The organism is Streptomyces sp. NPDC021019 (assembly GCF_044333295.1).
In the GTDB taxonomy this organism is placed as follows: domain Bacteria; phylum Actinomycetota; class Actinomycetes; order Streptomycetales; family Streptomycetaceae; genus Streptomyces.
The window spans coordinates 444,823-462,478 of record NZ_JBIRQR010000006.1 but is presented as its reverse complement, the minus strand read 5'-3'; the positions used below and the strand labels follow the sequence as shown (position 1 = coordinate 462,478).

21 protein-coding genes and 1 pseudogene are annotated in these 17,656 nt (G+C 71.4%); 14 read left to right on the top strand and 8 right to left on the bottom strand.

The window, feature by feature from the left end; all coding sequences use genetic code 11:
* On the top strand, positions 1-356 hold a 356-nt coding region (locus tag ACH4RG_RS29165; protein ID WP_398540488.1), incomplete at its 5' end, for a transposase.
* 126 nt (positions 357-482) lie between these two features.
* Here ACH4RG_RS29165 and ACH4RG_RS29160 read toward each other — a convergent pair.
* The gene (locus ACH4RG_RS29160; protein WP_397921802.1) at positions 483-1,127 is read right to left on the bottom strand and encodes a LysE family translocator; all 645 of its coding nucleotides are present in this window, start codon (positions 1,125-1,127) and stop codon (positions 483-485) included.
* 198 nt (positions 1,128-1,325) lie between these two features.
* On the opposite strand from ACH4RG_RS29160, the gene ACH4RG_RS29155 reads away from it, so the two are divergent.
* Complete coding sequence (locus ACH4RG_RS29155) at positions 1,326-2,669, top strand: PLP-dependent aminotransferase family protein (protein ID WP_397921805.1); 1,344 nt, start codon at positions 1,326-1,328, stop codon at positions 2,667-2,669.
* 50 nt (positions 2,670-2,719) lie between these two features.
* Here ACH4RG_RS29155 and ACH4RG_RS29150 read toward each other — a convergent pair whose 3' ends face one another.
* Together ACH4RG_RS29150 and ACH4RG_RS29145 are read right to left on the bottom strand one after the other, a co-directional pair.
* Positions 2,720-2,950 (bottom strand): hypothetical protein, encoded by a 231-nt coding sequence (locus tag ACH4RG_RS29150; protein ID WP_018957022.1) that lies wholly within the window; start codon positions 2,948-2,950, stop codon positions 2,720-2,722.
* The gene (locus tag ACH4RG_RS29145; protein WP_397921807.1) at positions 2,947-3,327 is read right to left on the bottom strand and encodes a hypothetical protein; all 381 of its coding nucleotides are present in this window, start codon (positions 3,325-3,327) and stop codon (positions 2,947-2,949) included. Before ACH4RG_RS29145 ends, ACH4RG_RS29150 begins: the two co-directional genes overlap by 4 nt.
* A gap of 187 nt (positions 3,328-3,514) precedes the next feature.
* On the opposite strand from ACH4RG_RS29145, the pseudogene ACH4RG_RS29140 reads away from it, so the two are divergent.
* Together ACH4RG_RS29140 and ACH4RG_RS29135 are read left to right on the top strand one after the other, a co-directional pair.
* Positions 3,515-4,357 (top strand): annotated as a pseudogene (locus ACH4RG_RS29140) (helix-turn-helix domain-containing protein).
* Positions 4,339-4,548, top strand: coding sequence for a DUF397 domain-containing protein (locus tag ACH4RG_RS29135; protein WP_397921812.1), 210 nt, complete (start codon positions 4,339-4,341; stop codon positions 4,546-4,548). The pseudogene ACH4RG_RS29140 and the gene ACH4RG_RS29135 overlap by 19 nt, the downstream one beginning before the upstream one ends.
* Before the next feature lie 170 nt (positions 4,549-4,718).
* Here ACH4RG_RS29135 and ACH4RG_RS29130 read toward each other — a convergent pair whose 3' ends face one another.
* The gene (locus ACH4RG_RS29130) at positions 4,719-6,236 is read right to left on the bottom strand and encodes a cryptochrome/photolyase family protein (RefSeq protein ID WP_398162867.1); all 1,518 of its coding nucleotides are present in this window, start codon (positions 6,234-6,236) and stop codon (positions 4,719-4,721) included.
* 128 nt (positions 6,237-6,364) lie between these two features.
* Positions 6,365-6,805, bottom strand: coding sequence for a hypothetical protein (locus tag ACH4RG_RS29125; RefSeq protein WP_397921817.1), 441 nt, complete (start codon positions 6,803-6,805; stop codon positions 6,365-6,367).
* A 116-nt stretch (positions 6,806-6,921) separates the two neighbouring features.
* On the opposite strand from ACH4RG_RS29125, the gene ACH4RG_RS29120 reads away from it, so the two are divergent.
* Positions 6,922-7,737: a helix-turn-helix transcriptional regulator gene (locus ACH4RG_RS29120; RefSeq protein ID WP_397921820.1), complete on the top strand. Its 816-nt coding sequence runs from the start codon at positions 6,922-6,924 to the stop codon at positions 7,735-7,737.
* Here ACH4RG_RS29120 and ACH4RG_RS29115 read toward each other — a convergent pair.
* A complete protein-coding gene (locus ACH4RG_RS29115) occupies positions 7,731-7,949 on the bottom strand; it encodes a hypothetical protein (protein WP_397921822.1) in 219 nt (72 codons plus the stop codon). The two genes, ACH4RG_RS29120 and ACH4RG_RS29115, sit on opposite strands and share 7 nt — an antisense overlap.
* A 160-nt stretch (positions 7,950-8,109) precedes the next feature.
* Here ACH4RG_RS29115 and ACH4RG_RS29110 point away from each other — a divergent pair, with 160 nt between their 5' ends.
* From ACH4RG_RS29110 to ACH4RG_RS29090, 5 genes are all read left to right on the top strand, one after another.
* Positions 8,110-9,075, top strand: a complete 966-nt coding sequence (locus ACH4RG_RS29110; protein WP_397921825.1) for a hypothetical protein — start codon at positions 8,110-8,112, stop codon at positions 9,073-9,075.
* Positions 9,076-9,368: 293 nt separating this feature from the next.
* Complete coding sequence (locus ACH4RG_RS29105) at positions 9,369-10,418, top strand: iron-siderophore ABC transporter substrate-binding protein (protein ID WP_397921828.1); 1,050 nt, start codon at positions 9,369-9,371, stop codon at positions 10,416-10,418.
* A gap of 82 nt (positions 10,419-10,500) precedes the next feature.
* Positions 10,501-11,538, top strand: coding sequence for a FecCD family ABC transporter permease (locus tag ACH4RG_RS29100; RefSeq protein ID WP_397921831.1), 1,038 nt, complete (start codon positions 10,501-10,503; stop codon positions 11,536-11,538).
* A complete protein-coding gene (locus ACH4RG_RS29095) occupies positions 11,535-12,611 on the top strand; it encodes a FecCD family ABC transporter permease (protein WP_397921834.1) in 1,077 nt (358 codons plus the stop codon). The genes ACH4RG_RS29100 and ACH4RG_RS29095 overlap by 4 nt, the downstream gene beginning before the upstream one ends.
* Before the next feature lie 58 nt (positions 12,612-12,669).
* Positions 12,670-13,236: a hypothetical protein gene (locus ACH4RG_RS29090; protein WP_398540487.1), complete on the top strand. Its 567-nt coding sequence runs from the start codon at positions 12,670-12,672 to the stop codon at positions 13,234-13,236.
* 70 nt (positions 13,237-13,306) lie between these two features.
* Here the strand turns inward: ACH4RG_RS29090 and ACH4RG_RS29085 are convergent, their stop codons facing one another.
* Positions 13,307-13,972 (bottom strand): DedA family protein, encoded by a 666-nt coding sequence (locus ACH4RG_RS29085; protein WP_397921839.1) that lies wholly within the window; start codon positions 13,970-13,972, stop codon positions 13,307-13,309.
* 14 nt (positions 13,973-13,986) lie between these two features.
* Positions 13,987-14,874, bottom strand: coding sequence for an SIS domain-containing protein (locus ACH4RG_RS29080; protein ID WP_398540486.1), 888 nt, complete (start codon positions 14,872-14,874; stop codon positions 13,987-13,989).
* 229 nt (positions 14,875-15,103) lie between these two features.
* On the opposite strand from ACH4RG_RS29080, the gene ACH4RG_RS29075 reads away from it, so the two are divergent.
* The 4 genes from ACH4RG_RS29075 to ACH4RG_RS29060 all read left to right on the top strand — a co-directional run bounded on the left by ACH4RG_RS29075 (position 15,104) and on the right by ACH4RG_RS29060 (position 17,634).
* Positions 15,104-15,898 carry a DeoR/GlpR family DNA-binding transcription regulator gene (locus ACH4RG_RS29075; protein WP_397921843.1) on the top strand — a complete coding sequence of 265 codons (795 nt, stop codon included), beginning with the start codon at positions 15,104-15,106 and terminating at the stop codon, positions 15,896-15,898.
* A gap of 209 nt (positions 15,899-16,107) precedes the next feature.
* Positions 16,108-16,512: a cell division protein SepF gene (locus tag ACH4RG_RS29070; RefSeq protein ID WP_189525827.1), complete on the top strand. Its 405-nt coding sequence runs from the start codon at positions 16,108-16,110 to the stop codon at positions 16,510-16,512.
* A gap of 137 nt (positions 16,513-16,649) precedes the next feature.
* On the top strand, positions 16,650-17,009 hold the full coding sequence (locus ACH4RG_RS29065; RefSeq protein ID WP_397921846.1) for a nucleotide pyrophosphohydrolase: 360 nt from the start codon (positions 16,650-16,652) through the stop codon (positions 17,007-17,009).
* Positions 17,010-17,133: 124 nt separating this feature from the next.
* Positions 17,134-17,634 carry a DUF6099 family protein gene (locus ACH4RG_RS29060; protein ID WP_397921848.1) on the top strand — a complete coding sequence of 167 codons (501 nt, stop codon included), beginning with the start codon at positions 17,134-17,136 and terminating at the stop codon, positions 17,632-17,634.
* The last annotated feature ends 22 nt before the right edge of the window (positions 17,635-17,656 follow it).

The window sequence follows — 17,656 nt, the reverse complement described above, 5'->3', positions numbered from 1 at the left end:
CCCTCGACATGGCCTACGGCCGAGGCGGCCTGGAGCCCGGATGCGTGATCCACAGCGATCGCGGCAGCGAGTACACATCGGCGCAATTCCGCGATAACACACGGGTGTTGGGGCTGCGGCAGAGCTGCGGACGCACCGGATCGTGTTACGACAACGCTGCCGCGGCAAGCTTCTGGGCCCTGCTTAAGGAAGAGATCGGCACCCGTACCTGGCCCGACCGGACCACCGCCCGCGCCGAGGTCTTTTCCTTCATCGAGACCTTCTACAACCGCCGCCGCCTGCGCAAGCACAAGATCTTCGGCTACCTCACACCGGCCGAAACCAGACAGCGGCACCAACACGCCCTCGCGGCATAACGAACGAGTGTCCAAGATCACAGGGGAACTTCAGCCGGCAACAACCCCAAGTTGGAGGTCTATGTGCAGAGCCGTTCGGTGAACAGGAAGCTCAAGGCCGATACGCGCCTGCTCATCATGGTCTGATCATGCTCGGGCCGGTGCCGAGGTGTCCGTCGCCACCGAGACAGCGAGTAGGCCCAACGCCGCGCCCATGAGGTAGCGCTGGACGCGGAGCCAGGACGGGCGGCGGGCAAGGAAGACGGCGATGGCTCCCGCCGCCAGGACGATGCCCAGATTGACGGTGAGGGCCACCACGATCTGGACGGAGCCCAGCAGAAAGCCCTGGAGCAGGACGTTTCCCGCCTCCAGGCTGATGAACTGCGGGATGAGGGAGAGGTACATGATGGCGATCTTCGGGTTGAGCAGATTCGTCATCAGGCCCATGGTGAACAGCTTGCGCGGGGAGTCGTGCGGCAGCTCCTCGGGGGCGAAGACGGACACGCCCCCGGGCCTCAGGGCGTTCCAGGCCAGATAGGCCAGGTAGGCGGCGCCGGCCAGCTTCACGGCCACGTACAGCTCGGGCACCGCGAGGAAGACCACCGAAAGACCGAGATTCGTGGCCAGAAGGTAGACCAGGAAGCCCACGGCCACACCGCTCAGGGAGACCACCCCCGCGCGTCGCCCCTGCGTGATGCTCCGGGAGACGAGATAGATCATGTTGGGGCCCGGGGTGAGCACCATGCCCAGGGCGACCATCGCGACCCCCAGCACCCCGCTCAGCTCAACCATGGTCGCCCGCCGCTCTGTTCGTGGGGCGCCGGTCGGGTCCGGCGCCCTGTGCACCGGCCCCCCGCGACCGGTGCAATCGGAGTCTAGGGTCGCCGTTCTGCTCGGTTCAATAGGTGCCATTGCACTCGGTGCAATGCCATGCTTGACTACCGCTCGCCAGGGATTCGATGCCGAACGCTCCCCAGGGAGGCGAAGCCCGTGAAGGACTTCCGGTCCGTCGCCGACGAGGTGGCGGAGGAGATCGTGGCGGGGCGGCTCAAGGGTGGGGAACGACTGCCTCCGCAGCGGGAGTTCGCCCGGCTCCATGCCATCGCCGACTCCACCGCCGCCCGCGTCTACCAGGAGCTGGCCCGCCGGGGCCTCACCGTCGGCCAGGTCGGACGCGGCACGTTCGTCACGGAGACACCCGGCGCTCCCGTCCCCGCCCCGGCCCTCTCCGAGCCCGCCGAGAGCCGGGTCGACCTGGAGCTCAACCACCCCGTCGTCCCCGAACAGGCCGGGCTGCTCGCCGCCGGCCTGGAGAAGCTGGTGCGCGCCGACCGCCTGGAGTCGTTCCTCCGCCCGGTCGGGCCCGCCGGTACGCCCGCCGCCCGCGAGGCCGCCGCCGATCTCCTCGCGCGCGGGCGGTGGCGGCCCGACCCGGAGCGGATCCTGTTCGCGGGCAACGGCCGCCAGGCCGTCTCCGCCGCCGTCGCCGCGCTGACCCGGCCGGGCGCCCGGCTGGGCGTCGAGGAGTTCACCTATCCGGTGCTGAAGGCCATCGCCGCCCGGCTCGGCGTCACCCTCGTGCCCCTGGCCATGGACGGGGACGGGCTGATCCCGGAGGCGGTGGAGGAGGCGCACCGCGCGGATCCGCTGCACGCCGTCTACGTACAGCCGGTCCTCCACAACCCGCTCTCCCTCACCATGCCGGAGCGGCGGCTCGACCACCTGGCGGACGTGCTGCTGACCTCGGGGATCCATGCGATCGAGGACGCCGTCTGGGCCTTCCTCCGGGACGACGTGGCGCCCCTCGCCGCGCGGGCCCCCGAGCGGACCGTCCTCGTCGACAGCCTCTCCAAACGCCTGTCCCCGGGGCTGTCCCTCGGATTCGCCGTGGCCCCCGCCGCGACGGCGGGCAGGGTCGCGGGGGCCCTGCGCTCCGGCGGCTGGACACCCATGCGGTTCCCCCTGGAGGCGATGGCGCGCTGGCAGACGGACGGCGCCGTCGACATCCTCGTACGGGCCAAGCGGCGCGAGGCGGGGGCCCGTCAGGAGATCGCCCACCGGCACCTCGGCGACTTCCGCACCCGCAGCGACCCCTCCTCGTACTACCGCTGGTGGGAGCTGCCCAGCCCCTGGCGCGCCGACACCTTCGTCGCCGCCGCGGCGCGGCACGGCATCGCGGTGACCCCGGCCGCGGCGTTTACCGCGGGCCGCCCCCGGGGCCCGCAGGCGGTCCGCCTCGGCCTGGCGTCCCCCACCCGGGAAACCCTCGCCCGTTCCCTCGCGACCCTCGCCGACCTCGCCCGGTCCGCGCCGGAGGACTTCGCGGGGGAGTGAGGGTGTGCCCTTTCGGTCCGCTGACGTGGCGCCGGCGGCGGCTGCCGAGGTCAGAAGGGGTGCGGGTGCCGACTGCGGGCGTTCACCTCGGCGAGCTGCGCGCTCAGGAACTCGGCCCGGCTGAGCAGTCGTAGGTGGGCTGGATCGGCTTCCCACGCCCGGCCCCCGCCGAGAGGCCGGAGCAGCACGTACGGGTTGCTCCGGCCCGTCACCAGCCCGACCCGGCCGCTCCCGCTGTCGTGGACGGCCACCCCGATCCCGGGGACACCGTCCTCGGTCACCGGGCCAGCCCGTTGGTGATCGCCGTCGCGAGTGCGTGAGCCACGGGCGCGGAGCACACGCCGAGGTGGACGAGGGCGTAGCGGACCTCACCGGACCGCTCCGTCGCCGGCTGCGCGGGGTCGTCGGTGTTCTCGCCGCCACCGTACGGGGAGGGCGTGCCGTCTTCGAGGAGGGCATCGGCCCACGGGGTGCGGACGTCCATCGCGGGAAGCTGGATACCGACCCGGGACAGGGCGGTGGCAAGGGCGTCGCGGGCGTCCAGGGCTTCTTGGACCTTGGCCGCGCCAGGGAGTCCGCTGGGCGGGACCGGGACGTGGGCGGTGGTGGCGGAGTTGTGCTGGGGCGTCCGGTGGGGGAGGGGCGGCTTGGAGGACATGTGGGGGCCTCTTCTTTCGGCTGGTTGTCGCGCGGAACCTGTGCCCCGGCCGCAGGTCGTGAACTACCGTGCGTGAGGGACTCGTTACGAGAATGTCCTGGTCAGGGGCGGAGTCCTGCCGAAGCCGGGGGAGCTTCCCCGGGCGGATCCGCAAGTTCCACACGTTCCACGTTTCACGGAGGGCGCGATGCCGACGAGGCGAGCGGTCACGGGCCGCAGCAGGGAACCATGAGCACGGTTCGCGGAGGAGTTACGCCTCCTGCGCACGGCGCGCGGCCACAGCCTGCGGCAACTGGGCAACCGGCTGGGCTGGGACTGGTCGCTGTTCGGCAAGATGGAGAAGGGCGAGACGGTCGGCGGCCCGGAGGTCGTCCAGGCGCTGGACACGCACTACGGGACGCCTGGGCTGCTGCTGGCGCTGTGGGAGTTGGCGGTCAGTGACAAGACCCAGTTCAAGGAGCGCTACCGGCGGTACATGGCGCTGGAGGCCGAGGCCGTGAGCATGTGGCACTTCGCGGTGAGCGTGCTGCCGGGGGTGTTGCAGACGCAGGGGTACGCGCGGGAGTTGTTGGCGTCGGGTGGGCTGCACGGTGCGGAGCTGATGCAGCAGGTGGACGCGAGGATGGGGCGGCGGAGCTTGTTGGAAGGGGAGGGTGCGCCGCAGTTCCGGACGATCCTCTCGGAGGCGACACTGCGGACGGCGCTGCGGGATGTCGGCGAGTGGCGGAAGCAGCTTGAGCACCTGGTGGAGATGGCAGAAAGGCCGAACGTGACGCTTCAAGTCCTACCGCAGGAAGCCGGGTTGCACGGCCTGTCGAGCACGGACGTCTGGTTCCTTCGGCTGCCGGATGCTCGTACGGTGGCTTACACGGAACATGGCTATGGAGGCGATCTCATCGAGGAGAACGTCGCGGTGGAGCGTGTCCAACGTGCGTACGATGCGACGCGTGACCTGGCGCGTTCTCCGGCCGAGTCGCGAAATTTCGTTCTGCGCGTGTTGGAGGAATTGCCGTGCGATCCATCGTCCTGACCACCGTGACCTGGCGCAAGAGCAGCTACAGCAATCAGGACGGGGGCGCGTGCGTCGAGGTGGCGGACGGCTTCACGGTTGTGGTCCCGGTGCGTGACAGCAAGAATCCGTCTGGCCCTGCGCTGACGTTCGCGGCTGACGGCTGGTCGTCGTTCGTGTCTGCTGTCCGGAACGGCGAGCTGAGCGCCTGATCCCGATCTTGTACGAGATGGCCCTCGCTGACACGTTCAGCGAGGGCCATCGGCGTCATCGGGGTGGCGGCAACGAGCGGCGAACCAGGTGACAAGCGGCGATGCCGGACGCGGCTCGCGGGGCGCGCTCACGGTCCGAGAGCCGCGCTCCGGGGCCGTTCCCGCACTTCTCAAGGTGCCCGGTCCCCCCGATCCGAGGTCTCCTCCAGAAGCTCGTCGAGGTCCTTCAGCCGGTCCAGGCCCCTGACCGCCCTCGCCATGCGGTGGTTGGCGCTCAGGGTGGTCCGGTGGCGGTGCAGGAAGGCCCAGTAGCCCGCCGTGTACGGGCAGGCGTGTTCGCCGGTCCGGTCGGTGGGGCGGTAGGCGCAGGGGGCGCACAGGTCGCTCATCCTGTTGATGTAGGCGCCGCCGGAGGTGTACGGCTTGGTCGTCATCCGGCCGCCGTCCGCGTACTGCGACATGCCGACCACGTTGGGGAGCATCACCCAGTCGTAGCCGTCCACGAAGCAGCGGTGGAACCAGTCGGTCACGGCAGCCGGGTCCCACCCGTCCTGCAGAGCGCGGCTGCCCAGCACCATCAGGCGCGGGATGTGATGGGTCCAGCCGGTGTCCCGGACCTGGGCCAGCACGGTGGACAGACAGTTCGCGGTGACCGCCTCCGCGTCCAGGTCGAGGAACCAGTCGGGCAGCGGGGCGGTGTGGCGGAGTGCGTTGCGGCCCCGGTAGTCCTCGCCGAAGTGCCAGTAGAGCTGCCACACGTACTCCCGCCAGCCGGCGATCTGGCGCACGAAACCCTCGACGCTGTTGAGCGGGGCCTCGCCCGCGCGCCAGGCCTTCTCGGCACGCTCGACGCATTCGGCAGGATTCAGAAGCCCCAGGTTGAGGGGGGCCGACAACAGACTGTGGCTCATCACGGGGTCGCCCGCGAGCATCGCGTCCTCGTAGCGTCCGAAGTCGCCGAGGCGGTGCGAGACGAAGCGCCGGAGCGCGGCCAGCGCCTCCCGGCGGGTGACGGGGAAGCGGCGGGGGCCGTCGCGGCCGACGAACGAGACCTCCCCGTCCCGTTCCCAGCGGTCGAGGTCGTGGCGTACCTCGTCATCGATCTCGTCCTCGGCCGGGCTGTACGGAGCGGGCTCTTCCAGGGTCGGACAACCTCGCGGCGGCGGCTCGCGGTTGTCGTGGTCGAGGTTCCACGTTCCCCCGGCGGGCTCGTCGCCGTCCATGAGCAGCTCGTGGCGCCGGCGGACCCACCGGTAGAAGCCCTCCATCCGCAGGCGGTCGCCCGTGTGCTCGTTCGCCCACGCCCCGAACTCCGTGTGCGGCAGCAGGAAGCCCCGGGCCGCGAGGACGTCGATCCCGGGCCGGGCGGTCACGAAGTCCAGCGCGGCGCGGGAGGTCGGGTGGCAGACCGTCAGGCGGCTCCCGCGTCCGCCGCCCCCCGCCTCCGCCAGCCCGTCCGCGTACGTCTCGGACCGGACGTAACGGACGCGGTCGCCCAGTTCGGCCGCCCGGTGCCGCATCGCGGAGAGGACGAGGTGGGCCTTGGCCCGGTGGAAGCGGCGTCGGCGCAGCACGGATCGGGCCTCGATCATCAGGAGGGGGGCGTGTGCGTCCGGTCCGCCGTGGCGGGGGTCCAGGAAGTGGGGGCCGAGCTGGTCCCCGAAAAGCCAGTGGGTGCGTGGTGCCATGAGGTGCGCCTGTCCGCCGTCGGGTACCCCTCCGGCCAGGCTAGGGACGGCAGGGAAGGCCCGCGTGACGCCACGCCGGGCCTTGGTGGAGGTCATCGAGCTGGCCGTCCCCCCGGCGGTGCGTGGCACTACCGTGACGAGGACGCCGCCGTCATCCGCCGCAGCCCCGTGTACTGGAGCGCGGCGTAGACCGCCACGATCACGGCGCCGATCAGCAGGAACACCACCCCGAAACCGTTGAGCGGCACGAAGTCGGAGAAGGCCGTCACCACACAGCCGACCGCGCACAGGGCGTTCACGACGACGACGGTCCTGGCCAGGGCGAGCGGGATCACCGGATAGCCGGCGATCAGTGCGAGGACGGCCGCCCCGCCGATCTGGAAGATCCCGAACGCCACGGCGAAGGCCACCGGCATCCCGGTCGCGGAGCCGAGCGGCACGGCGGCCGCGACCAGCACGACGCCCATCACGGCCGTGCTCACGCTGTCGACGCGCAGCACCAGACGGAAGAACCGGGCGGCGTCCCCTGCGGGAGCCACCGTCGCGGGCGGGGTGAGGGCGTACGTCATCTCGGATCTCCTTCGGCCGGTGGGTTCGGTGACACCGTGCCACGCGCAGGGGCTCACACTCCATGACCTCCCAGGTCATGGAGGCGTGGACGGCGGACCACGGATACGGTGAGGTCATGGAAACCGAAGAGCCGCCCCGGGTGGGCCTGTTGCTCCGGGAGTGGCGCCGCCGCCGCAAGCTCAGCCAGCTCGACCTGGCGCTGCTGGCGGACTCCTCCACCCGGCACCTCTCCTGCGTGGAGACCGGCCGTGCCCGGCCGAGCCGGGAGATGGTCCTCCGGCTCGCCGAGCACCTCGACGTTCCGCTGCGGGACCGCAACGGCCTGCTGCTGGCAGCCGGTTACGCTCCCGCGTACCGGGAGTCGCCGCTCGACAGCGAGCGGATGACCATGGTCCGCTCCGCGGTCAGGGCGATGCTGGCCGGCCACGAGCCGTACCCGGCCGCGGCGATCGACCGGATCTGGAACATCGTCGACCGCAACGACGCGATGTCCCTCCTGCTCGGCACTGTGCCGCCGCACCTGACGGAGTCCGGCGGCAATGTGATGCGGCTGATCCTCCACCCGGAGGGCCTCGCCTCCCAGTGCCTCAACTTCGCCCAGGTCCGCGCCCACGCACTCGGCCGGCTGCGGCACCAGGCCGACGCCACCGGTCACCGCGATCTGCGGGAGCTGTACGAGGAGGTGTCCGCCTACCCGGCCCCGCCGGACCTCGACGCCGACCCCGGGCCGGTGGACCCGACGGGCATCGTCGTCCCGTTGCGCATCCGCACGCCGCTCGGCGACATGGCGTTCTTCAGCACCATCGCCACCTTCGGCGCCCCCGCGGACGTGACCCTCTCGGAACTCGCGGTGGAGTCCTTCTTCCCGATGGACGAGCAGACGGACACCTTGCTGCGCGCCCTGGCGGCCATGGGTCCCGAGGGTCAGTGACGCCGTGGTCCTGAGCCGCGCTCCCCGTGGGGGTGGGCGCGGAAGGCGCGCCCGTCGGTTTTCATCTGCTGTGCCCGCAGCCGTGCCGCCTGCTCGATCAGCAACCCGTCCGCGTTCTCGGTGGGCCCGCGGCGCCCGCGCCGGACCAGCACCACCGCGCACCACACGGCCGCCCCGCCCAGTCCTGCCGTCAGTACGACGAATGCCCCCATGGAATCCCGTTCCCATCCGCTTCGGTCCAGCCGGTGAGCGGGATTCTTCCTGTCCCCTGCCCTCGCCACAAGGTCACCCGTCAGTTTGACTTGATACCCCTGGGGGGTATCTTGGGTGGTGAGTGGTCGCGACCCGGCGACCTTGACGAGGGAGTGGGCCATGCAGACCGGTCTCAAGATCACGGCCTTCGCCGCAGCGCTCGCGGCGACCTTCGGGTCGGCGTACGCCGTGGGCGGGGCCATGGATCCCGCTGTCGCCGAGAAGACGCCGTCCCACCAGGGCGGCCACGGCGCGAAGGAGGCCGCGGAGAAGGGGGCGGCGGAGACGAGCGTGGGTGAGGCCCCGGAGCTTCCCGGCGGCCTGCAGATCTCCCAAGGGGGCTACACCCTCGATCTCGACACCCCGCGCGTGGAGGCGGGCGAGCCCGCCGAGCTGCGCTTCGCCGTCGTGGACGAGGACTCCTCCCGCAAGGTGACGGCGTTCCGCCGCGAGCACGACAAAGAACTGCACCTGATCGTGGCATCGAGCGACCTCACCACCTACCGGCACCTGCACCCCGAGCGGGCCGCCGACGGCACCTGGTCCACCCCCGTCGAGCTCCCCGAGGCCGGCGGCTACCGGGTCTTCGCCGACTTCACCCCGGACGTGAAGAACGCCGAGGGTGTCACCCTGGGCGCGGACCTCGCCGTATCGGGCGACGCGCGTCCCGAGGCGCTGCCGGAGGCGCAACGGACGGTGACCGTCGACGGGTACGAGGTGACGCTCGACGGGGCGCTGCGCCCCGGTGCGGGCAGCGAGCTGAAGCTGGAGGTCGAGAAGGACGGCAAGCCGGTCACCGACCTCCAGCCCTACCTCGGCGCGTACGGCCACCTCGTCGCGCTGCGCGCCGGAGACCTGGCCTACCTCCATGTGCACCCGAACGGCGAACCGGGCGACGGGCGGACGAAGCCGGGGCCGGAAGTCTCCTTCACCGCGACCGCCCCGAGCGAGGGGGCCTACCGCCTCTTCCTCGACTTCCAGCACGACGGGAAGGTCCGTACGGCCGCCTTCACCGTGCACGCCGGGGGAGCGGCGGCCGGGGAATCCGTGCCGGAGAACGAGGAATCCGCCGAGCACGGACACTGATCGTGGCCTGTCCGTCCCCGGGGCCCATAACGATCAGCACCCGGGTGGAGCGCGTCACGCCGTGCGGGCGGAGGGGGCCTGTCGGCGGTCCCGATGGCCAACACCCCTTCCCCCGGGGCCAGTCCACGGATCCACCCTTCCTCGGAGGGAACGCGCCGAGAAGGGACGTGAGGCCCGGAGGTCCCGCTGGGGCCCCTGCGCTCCAGTCGCGCGGAGGGGGCCGGTTGAGGCGTCGACCTCTCTGGCTTAGGCTTGCCTAACCTTCACTTGCTCGGCCAACCTGAGGACCCTCCATGCTCGGCTTCACCCGCGTGCGCCGCCACACCCTCGCCGCGACGGCCACCACCGTCGCCCTCGCCGTCGCCCTCGTGGGCTGCTCCTCGGACGGCGACGGCGACAAGGACGGGTCGAAGGACTCGGCGAAGGGCGGCGGGGCCTTCCCCGTCTCGATCAAGAGCTCGCTCGGCACGGCGAAGATCGAGGAGAAGCCCGAGCGCATCGTCACCCTCGGCCAGGGCTCGGCCGAGACCGCGATAGCCCTCGGCCAGACCCCGGTCGGCATCGAGAGCTACCCCTGGGGCAGCGACAAGTCCGGCTACCTCCCGTGGATCAACGAGGCGGTCAAGAAGTCCGGCGACAAGCTGCCCAAGCAGTTCACGGGCGGCGAGGAGATCGACTTCGAGGCGATCACCGAGCTGGAGCCGGACGTCATCCTCGCCCCCTGGTCGGGCATCACGCAGAAGCAGTACGACGTCCTCAAGGACATCGCTCCCACGGTCGCCTACCCCGAGCAGGCGTGGAGCACCGACTGGGACCAGCAGATCGACATCATCGGCAAGGCGCTCGGCCGGACCGAGGACACGAACGGTCTCAAGACGAAGATCGAGAAGCAGCTCGCCGACGCCGCGGCCACCCGGCCGAACTACAAGGACGTCACCTTCTCCTACATCTACAACTCCGGCCCCGGCACCCTCGGCGTCTTCAAGCCCGAGGAGCAGCGCGTCAAGATGGTCTCCTCGCTCGGCCTGAAGGTCGACCCGGTCGTCAACGGCTTCAAGGAGACCCCCGGCACCGACTCGGCCCTGATCGGCCTGGAGAACGCCGAGAAGCTCAAGGACAGCGACCTCGTCTTCACGTTCTACACGGACGAGAAGAACCGCAAGGAGATCGAGGGCCAGAAGCTGTACGGCGCGATCCCCGCGATCAAGAAGGGCGCCGTCGTCGCGAGCGACGACAACTCCTTCGTCACCGCCTCCTCGATCATCAACCCGCTGACCGTGCCCTGGACGATCGAGCGCTACCTGCCGATCATCGACAAGGCCGTCAAGACCGCCGGCAAGTAATCCCGGACCGGGATCCGAACCGCCGAGCCCCAAGGCGGACCGGTATCCGGACCGCCGAGCCCACAAGGCACACTCCACTCCCATGGCAACCACCACGGTCGCACCGCCGAGCGGCGCCGGTACCTCCCGTACCGGCGCCGCTCGGCCGGTGTTCCTCCTGCTCCTCGGCCTGGCCGCGCTGGCCCTCGCGCTCTTCGCCAGCGTCATGTTCGGCAGTCGCAGCACCTCGCTCGGTGACGTCGTCGACGTCCTCGGAGGCGCCGCCGACCCCAACATCACCGTCATCATCGAGAGCCGCTATCCGCGCACCGTCCTCGGCGTCCTCGCCGGACTCTGCCTCGCGGTCGCGGGCACCCTCATGCAGGGTGTCTCGCGCAACCCGCTGGCCGAACCGGGCCTCCTCGGCATCAACGCCGGCGCCTCCGCGAGCATCGTGGCCGCGACCGCCTGGCTCGGGGCCTCCGGCGCCACCGACACCATGTGGTGGGCGCTGCCCGGAGCGCTGGTCGCCGGTGTCCTCGTCCATGTGATCGGCTCCGCCGGTACGGGGACGAGCGTGGTGCGCCTGGTGCTCGCCGGAGCCGTGCTCACCGCCGTGCTCATGGCGTTCATCCAGGCGGTGACCCTCAGCAAACCGCAGGTCTTCGACAGCTACCGCTATTGGGTCGTGGGAGCGCTCGGCGGCAGGGACTTCGAGGTCTTCTGGTCCGTCCTGCCCTTCGCCGCCGTCGGTTTCCTGCTCGCCCTCGCCCTCGGCCCCGGCCTCAACGCCCTGGCCCTCGGCGATGCCACCGCCATCGCCCTCGGCTCGCACCCCGGGCGCACCCGGGGCGGCGGACTGCTCGCGGCCACGCTGCTCAGCGCCGCCGCGACCGCCGCCGTCGGCCCGATCGCCTTCGTCGGCCTCGCCGTCCCGCACGTCGTACGGGCCCTGGTCGGCGTCGACTTCCGCGCCCAAATCCTCCTCTCCGCCCTGCTCGGCCCCACCCTCCTGCTCCTCGCGGACGTGGTGGGCCGGGTCGTCATGCGCCCCACCGAACTCATGGTCGGGGTCGTCACCGCCTTCATCGGCGCACCCGCGCTGCTCATCGCCGTACGCAGGATGCGGAGCACCTCATGACCGTCACCGGACAGACCGCCGCCGCACGCAGGGCCCCCCGGGCCCCCCGCGGCTATCTGGTCGTCGGCCGCACCGTGGCGATACCCATGCGCCGGGCCTCCGTGTTCGCGGGTTCCGGGCTCTTCGTCCTCCTCCTCGCGGCCGCCGTCACGACGCTGGCCTGGGGGCGCCTCGGCATCGACCTCGCCGACCTGCCCGCCGCGCTCGTCGGCGACGCCGAGGGCAAGGACCGGTTCGTCTTCAACCGGCTGCGCGGCCCCCGTCTCACCGTCGCCATCGGGGTCGGCGCGGCACTCGGCCTCTCCGGCGCCCTGTTCCAGTCCGTCACCCGCAACCCGCTCGGCAGCCCGGACGTCATCGGGCTCTCCGCCGGGGCCGGCGCGGGCGCCGCGATCTGCGCCCTGATGTTCCCCGACACGGTCCCGGTCGCCATCGGGGCGCTCCTCGGCGCGGTCCTCGCGATGGCCCTCGTGTACGTCTCCACCGGCACCGGCTTCCGTAACCCCGCCCGGCTCGTCATCGCCGGGATCGGCGTCGCCGCGATGGGCGCGGCCGTCACCCAGTACGTCGTCTACGCCCTGGAACGCGACAAGGCCTCCGTCCTCACCGCCTATGTCAACGGCAGCCTGACCGCTCGCTCCTGGACCGACGCCACCACCATCTGGCTGGTCCTGCTCGCCGCGGTCCCGCTGACCGCGCTGATCTCCCGGCGGCTGGATATCGGTGAGATGGGCGACGACATCGCCGAGGGACTCGGCTCCGAGCCGAAGAAGGCCAAGACCCTCGCCGTGGTCCTGGCCATCGCCCTCTCGGCCGCCGCGGTCAGCGTCTCGGGCCCCATCGCCTTCATCGCCCTGACCGCGCCCCAGATCGCCAGACGCCTCACCCGCGGCTCCGGCCCGCACCTGCTGCTCTCCGCGCTCACCGGTGGCCTGCTGCTGGTGCTGGCGGACCTCTGCTCCCAGCAGCTGGCGCTCTTCGACGACCTGCCGGTCGGGATCTACACGATGGCGATCGGCGGCGCGTACCTCGGCTATCTGCTGGTACGGGAATGGCGCAAGGGCGTGCTATGAGCGGTGTCGGGGCGGTGACGACTGGTCACGTACAGGTTCGTCGACCATACTGCCCGCCGTGGAGCAGAGCATAGATTCGAACAAGAAGCCCGAGTTCGCCGCAGGCACCGACCCGGCGTTCATCCCCCTGCCCGGACTGGCGGCGCCCGTCGCGACCCGGAAGCCCGAACCGGAATCGGAGGCCGGTCCGGAGGACGCTGCTCCGGAGTCGGAGAAGGAGACGGACCGCGACGACGAGGCCGGCGCGGACGCCGCCGGCGCCGAAGTCGGCCAGGAACCGGAATCGGCGGCGGGCGACGCCGCAACGGAGGACGAGGCCGAGAAGGAGGGCGACGCCGTCCAGGACGGCCCCGTCTTCGAGGTCAGCGACCGACGCGGTTCGATCCGGGTGGCCCGGGAAGGTGTCCGCTTCACGCTCGACGACCAGGAGGCCGACTTCCACTGGGACGAGATCGGCGCGGTGGAGACCACCCCGGCGCGCTTCGGCCGCCGGTTCACGGTGACCGTCCATCTGTCGAGCCGCCGTTGGTTCAACGCCGAGGTCGAGGCGGCGAGCCGCGCCGAGCTCAAGGCCTGGCCGGCCGAGCTGGACACCGTGCTGGACGCCTACTTCGAGGAGTCCTGAGCCGTCTCCCGTGAGACACCCGGCCGGGGTGTCTCACGGGCCCGGCGTGCCCTGCCGTGCCCGTCAGCCATCAGGGCCGTTCGCGGTCGCGGCCCCGGACGCGCATCGCGACGTAAGCGACCAGGGCGACCGCGGCCAGCGCCAGCACGATCTTGGTCACCACGCCGACGTACGCCCCGACCACGTCCCACTGGTCGCCGAGCCAGTACCCGGCCATCACGAGCACGGTGTTCCACACCAGGCTGCCCGCCGTCGTCAACCCGACGAACACCGGCAGCGGCATGCGTTCCACGCCCGCGGGCACCGAGATCAGACTCCGGAACACCGGCACCATGCGGCCCAGCAGCACCGCCTTGGTGCCGTGCCGGGCGAACCACTCCTCCGTCCGCACCAGGTCGGATGCCTTGACCAGGGGGAGCTTCGCCCACCAGGCGTGCATCCGCTCCCGGCCGAACACGGCTCCGATCCCGTACAGGACCACCGCGCCGACGACCGAGCCGAGCGTCGTCCAGAACAGGGCCGAGGCGATGCCGAGCACTCCCTGCGAGGCGGCGAACCCGGTCAGCGGCAGGATCACCTCGCTGGGCAGCGGCGGGAACAGGTTCTCCAGCGCGATGGCCGCACCCGCGCCGGGACCGCCGAACGTCTCGACCAGCCCGGTTGCCCAGCCGACGATGCCCCCCTGCGGCTCCGGGGCGGCGAGCGGTTCCCGGGCGGTTGACAGAGTCAGGTCCATGGATCCATGGTCCCTCAGGCCCCGTCGAGCACCACCGAACGGCTCAGGTGGCGCGGCAGATCGGGGTCGAGCCCCCGCGCGGCCGCACGGGCGAGGGCGAGGCGCTGTACGCGTACGAGATCGGCCAGCGGGTCGAGGGCGCCGTCCACCCACTGGGCGCCCGTCGCGCGCACCTGCTCGGACAGGCCCTCCGGTGCCTCACCGAACATCCAGGTCGCGGTGGACGTGGTGGAGATGCTGATGGGGCCGTGGCGGTACTCCATCGCGGGATAGGACTCCGTCCAGGACAGCGAGGCCTCCTTCATCTTCAGCGCCGCCTCGTGGGCCAGCCCGACCGTCCACCCCCGGCCGAGGAAGGAGAACTGGGTGCTCTCCAGCAGGCCGTCGGGCAGCGGTGCGGCGAGCGCGGTCTCCGCGTCCGCGACCACGGCCTCGGAGTGCAGGCCGAGGTGGGCCCGCAGCAGGGTGAGGGCGGTCGTGGCGAAGCGCGTCTGGACGACGGACCGTTCGTCGGCGAAGTCCAGGACGACGAGATCGTCGGCCGCCGCCCTGACCGGGGTCTCGGGATCCGCCGTGACGGCCACCGTGCGGGTGGTCCCGCGCAGCCGGTTCAGCAGTTCCAGGACCTCGGTCGTGGTCCCCGAGCGGGTCAGCGCGACGACGCGGTCGTAGCCGCGGCCGAAGGGGAACTCGGAGGCGGCGAAAGCGTCCGACTCGCCCTGGCCGGATCCCTCGCGGAGCCCGGCGTAGGCCTGCGCCATGTAGAAGGAGGTACCGCAGCCGACGACCGCGATCCGCTCGCCCGCGACGGGCAGGGCGGCGGTCTCCGGGCCGCCCGCCAGGGCGGCGGCGCGCCGCCAGCAGGCGGGCTGACTGGCTGTCTCGGTCTCGGCATACGACACGTCTGCACTCCACGGGGACGAGGTGGACCACGGGAACGGGGCTGAGCGGGGCCGGCCAGCCCGGATGTAGAATTCTGCACGTTACATGCAGTTATCGAGCAAAAACAAGCAAGCCGCAGGTGGGTGAAGGGCTACCGGGAGGCCCTGTGCGAGGCTTGCGGCGGTCCGGCCCCCGGCGACCGCGTTCCCGCGAAACGCGGTGCCCGCGCCGGACGGTGAGGAGACGCTCTTGTCCAGGGACGCCCGGTGGGACGCGCTGCTGGAACTGGTCGGCAAGCACGGCAGGGTGGACGTCGAGGAGGCGGCGGCGGCGCTCGACGTCTCGGCCGCCACCATCCGCCGTGACCTGGACCAGCTGGCCGAACAGCACCTGCTCACCCGCACCAGGGGCGGCGCGGTCGCGCACGGGGTCTCCTACGAACTGGCGCTCCGCTACAAGACGGGCCGTCACGCGCCGGAGAAGCAGGCCATCGGGCGCGCCGTGTCCGGCCTGGTCGCCGTCGGGGAGGTCGTCGGCCTGACCGGTGGAACGACCGTGACCGAAGTGGCCAGGGCGCTGGCGGTGCGTCCGGACATCGTGGGCGAGGCGGCGGGGGGCGGGCAGCCGACGCTGACCGTGGTGACCAACGCCCTCAACATCGCCAGCGAGCTGGCGATCCGGCCGCAGATCAAGATGGTCGTGACGGGCGGGGTCGCGAGGCCCCAGTCGTACGAGCTGACGGGCCCGCTCGCCGTCGGAGTGATGAACGAGATCACCCTGGACGTCGCCGTTCTCGGGGTCAACGCCATCGACATCGAACGCGGTGCGTACGTCCACCACGAGGGCGAGGCCAGCGTCAACCGGCTGCTCGCGGAGCGGGCCCAGCGCGTGGTGGTGGCGGCCGACTCGTCGAAGATCGGCAAGCGGGCGTTCGCCCGGGTCTGCGACCTCGGACTGGTCGACGTCCTGGTCACCGACTCCCATATCGGAGCGGAGGCGAAGGAGCGGTTCGGCGAGGCGGGGGTCCAGGTCGTCACGGTCTGATCGGCGGGGTGCGGCCCGGCGCGGTGCGGCTCGTCGTGCCCGAGCGTGCGGGGCGTCATGAACGGGTGCCCGGCGGGTACCGGAAGCGACACGGACGGAGACTTCGCCGTGTCGCTGGTACGCCGAACGGGTGAGGGGCGAGAGGATTGCCCGATGAACAGTGAGTGCAGCCGGCGGGAACCCGACCGGCTCGACGACGGGGTGGCCCTGTGAGCAGGTACGACAGGTATGACAGATACGACGCCACCGACGAACAGTGGGAAGGGCTCGCGCAGGTCGTGCCGCTGCGCGGCCGCGACGAGTGGCCGTCCCGCATCGACCACCGCACCGTCCCGGACGAGCGGGCGGCCGAACAGCGGCGCCTCGTGGTGCTGCGGGTGCAGGTCTTCGCGGATGCTCGCGAGGTCGCCGAGTACCTGGTGGCCCAGGTTCCGGTGCTGCTCGACCTGACGGCGGCGGAAGCGGACGTGGCGAAGCGGATTCTCGACTTCAGCAGCGGTGTGGTCTTCGGCCTCGGCAGCGGCATGCACCGCGTCGACCGCAACGTCTTCCTGCTCGCGCCGGTCGGCATGGAGGTCGAGGGGGTCACGCCCGCGGGTCTCGCCCAGTCGTAGGAGCGGCAGCCGGGGCGGCAGCCGGACCGGACCGCCGCCCCCGGCCGCGCCGCCCCCGCTTTCCGGGCCGCCCGGCCTTTCGTGCGGGGTGGGCGTGCGGGGAGGCTCTGTCGGTGGCCGGTGATAGACCTGAGGCCGTGACAGACATCGATGTGGCAGAACTCCAGCGGCGGCTGGCCGCGTTCGCGGCGGCGCGCGACTGGGGGAAGTACCACACCCCGAAGAACCTGGCGGCCGCGCTCAGCGTCGAGGCCTCCGAACTGCTGGAGATCTTCCAGTGGCTGACGCCCGAACAGTCGGCGGGAGTCATGGAGAACCCCGAATCGGCCCACCGGGTCGCCGACGAGGTGGCTGATGTGCTCGCCTATCTCCTGCAGTTCTGCGAGGTAGTGGGCATCGATCCGACGGCGGCCCTGGCGGCCAAGTTGGAGCGGAACGAGAAGCGCTTCCCCCTGCCGAGCGCTCCGGAACCCCTCGATCGTCACTCTTCGGAGTGAGTGAGATATCCACAGTCGACTTCCTGTCCACAGATTTCCGATTTCCTCTGGCCTTACGGTGCTGTCTACCTCACTGTGGGTAATGAATGAGGTGAGCGGGTTTTCGTACGGACGGGGGAGAGACATGGAAGCGGAGCGAGTCATCGAGGCGGGGCGGCGGGCTCTGGCGGGCAGCCGGGGCGCGCTGGACGTCATGGCGGAGGCCTGGCAGGCGCAGGCGCTCGCCCGGGCGGTCGGCAGTCGGCTTGCGCTGTACGGCCCGGTGGAGTTACGGAGCGAGGCGCGGGCGCTGGGGGAGATCGGCGCCGGATGCTCGGCGCTGGATCACCCGACGGTGGTCTCCGGCGGTGCCAGGGCGGCCCAGTTGTCCGGGATCGCCGATGTGAGGCGGTCCCTGGCCGGGCTCGCGCTGTTGCTCAGTGAGGCCGGGATCGCCCTGGTCGGGGTGGCCTGCGACACGGGGGAGGACGGTCTGTACTGGCAGTGCATCGAGGCCATGGACGCGGCGGACGAATCCCTGGAGCGCGTGCACGGGATGCTGAGGCGGCTGGCGGAGCGGGAGAGGGAGCGCGACGGCCCCTACGGCGGTATACGCGGCCCTGCGGCATCGGCGGCAGGTCCCTGAGGGGGAGGGCGGCGGAGCGCCG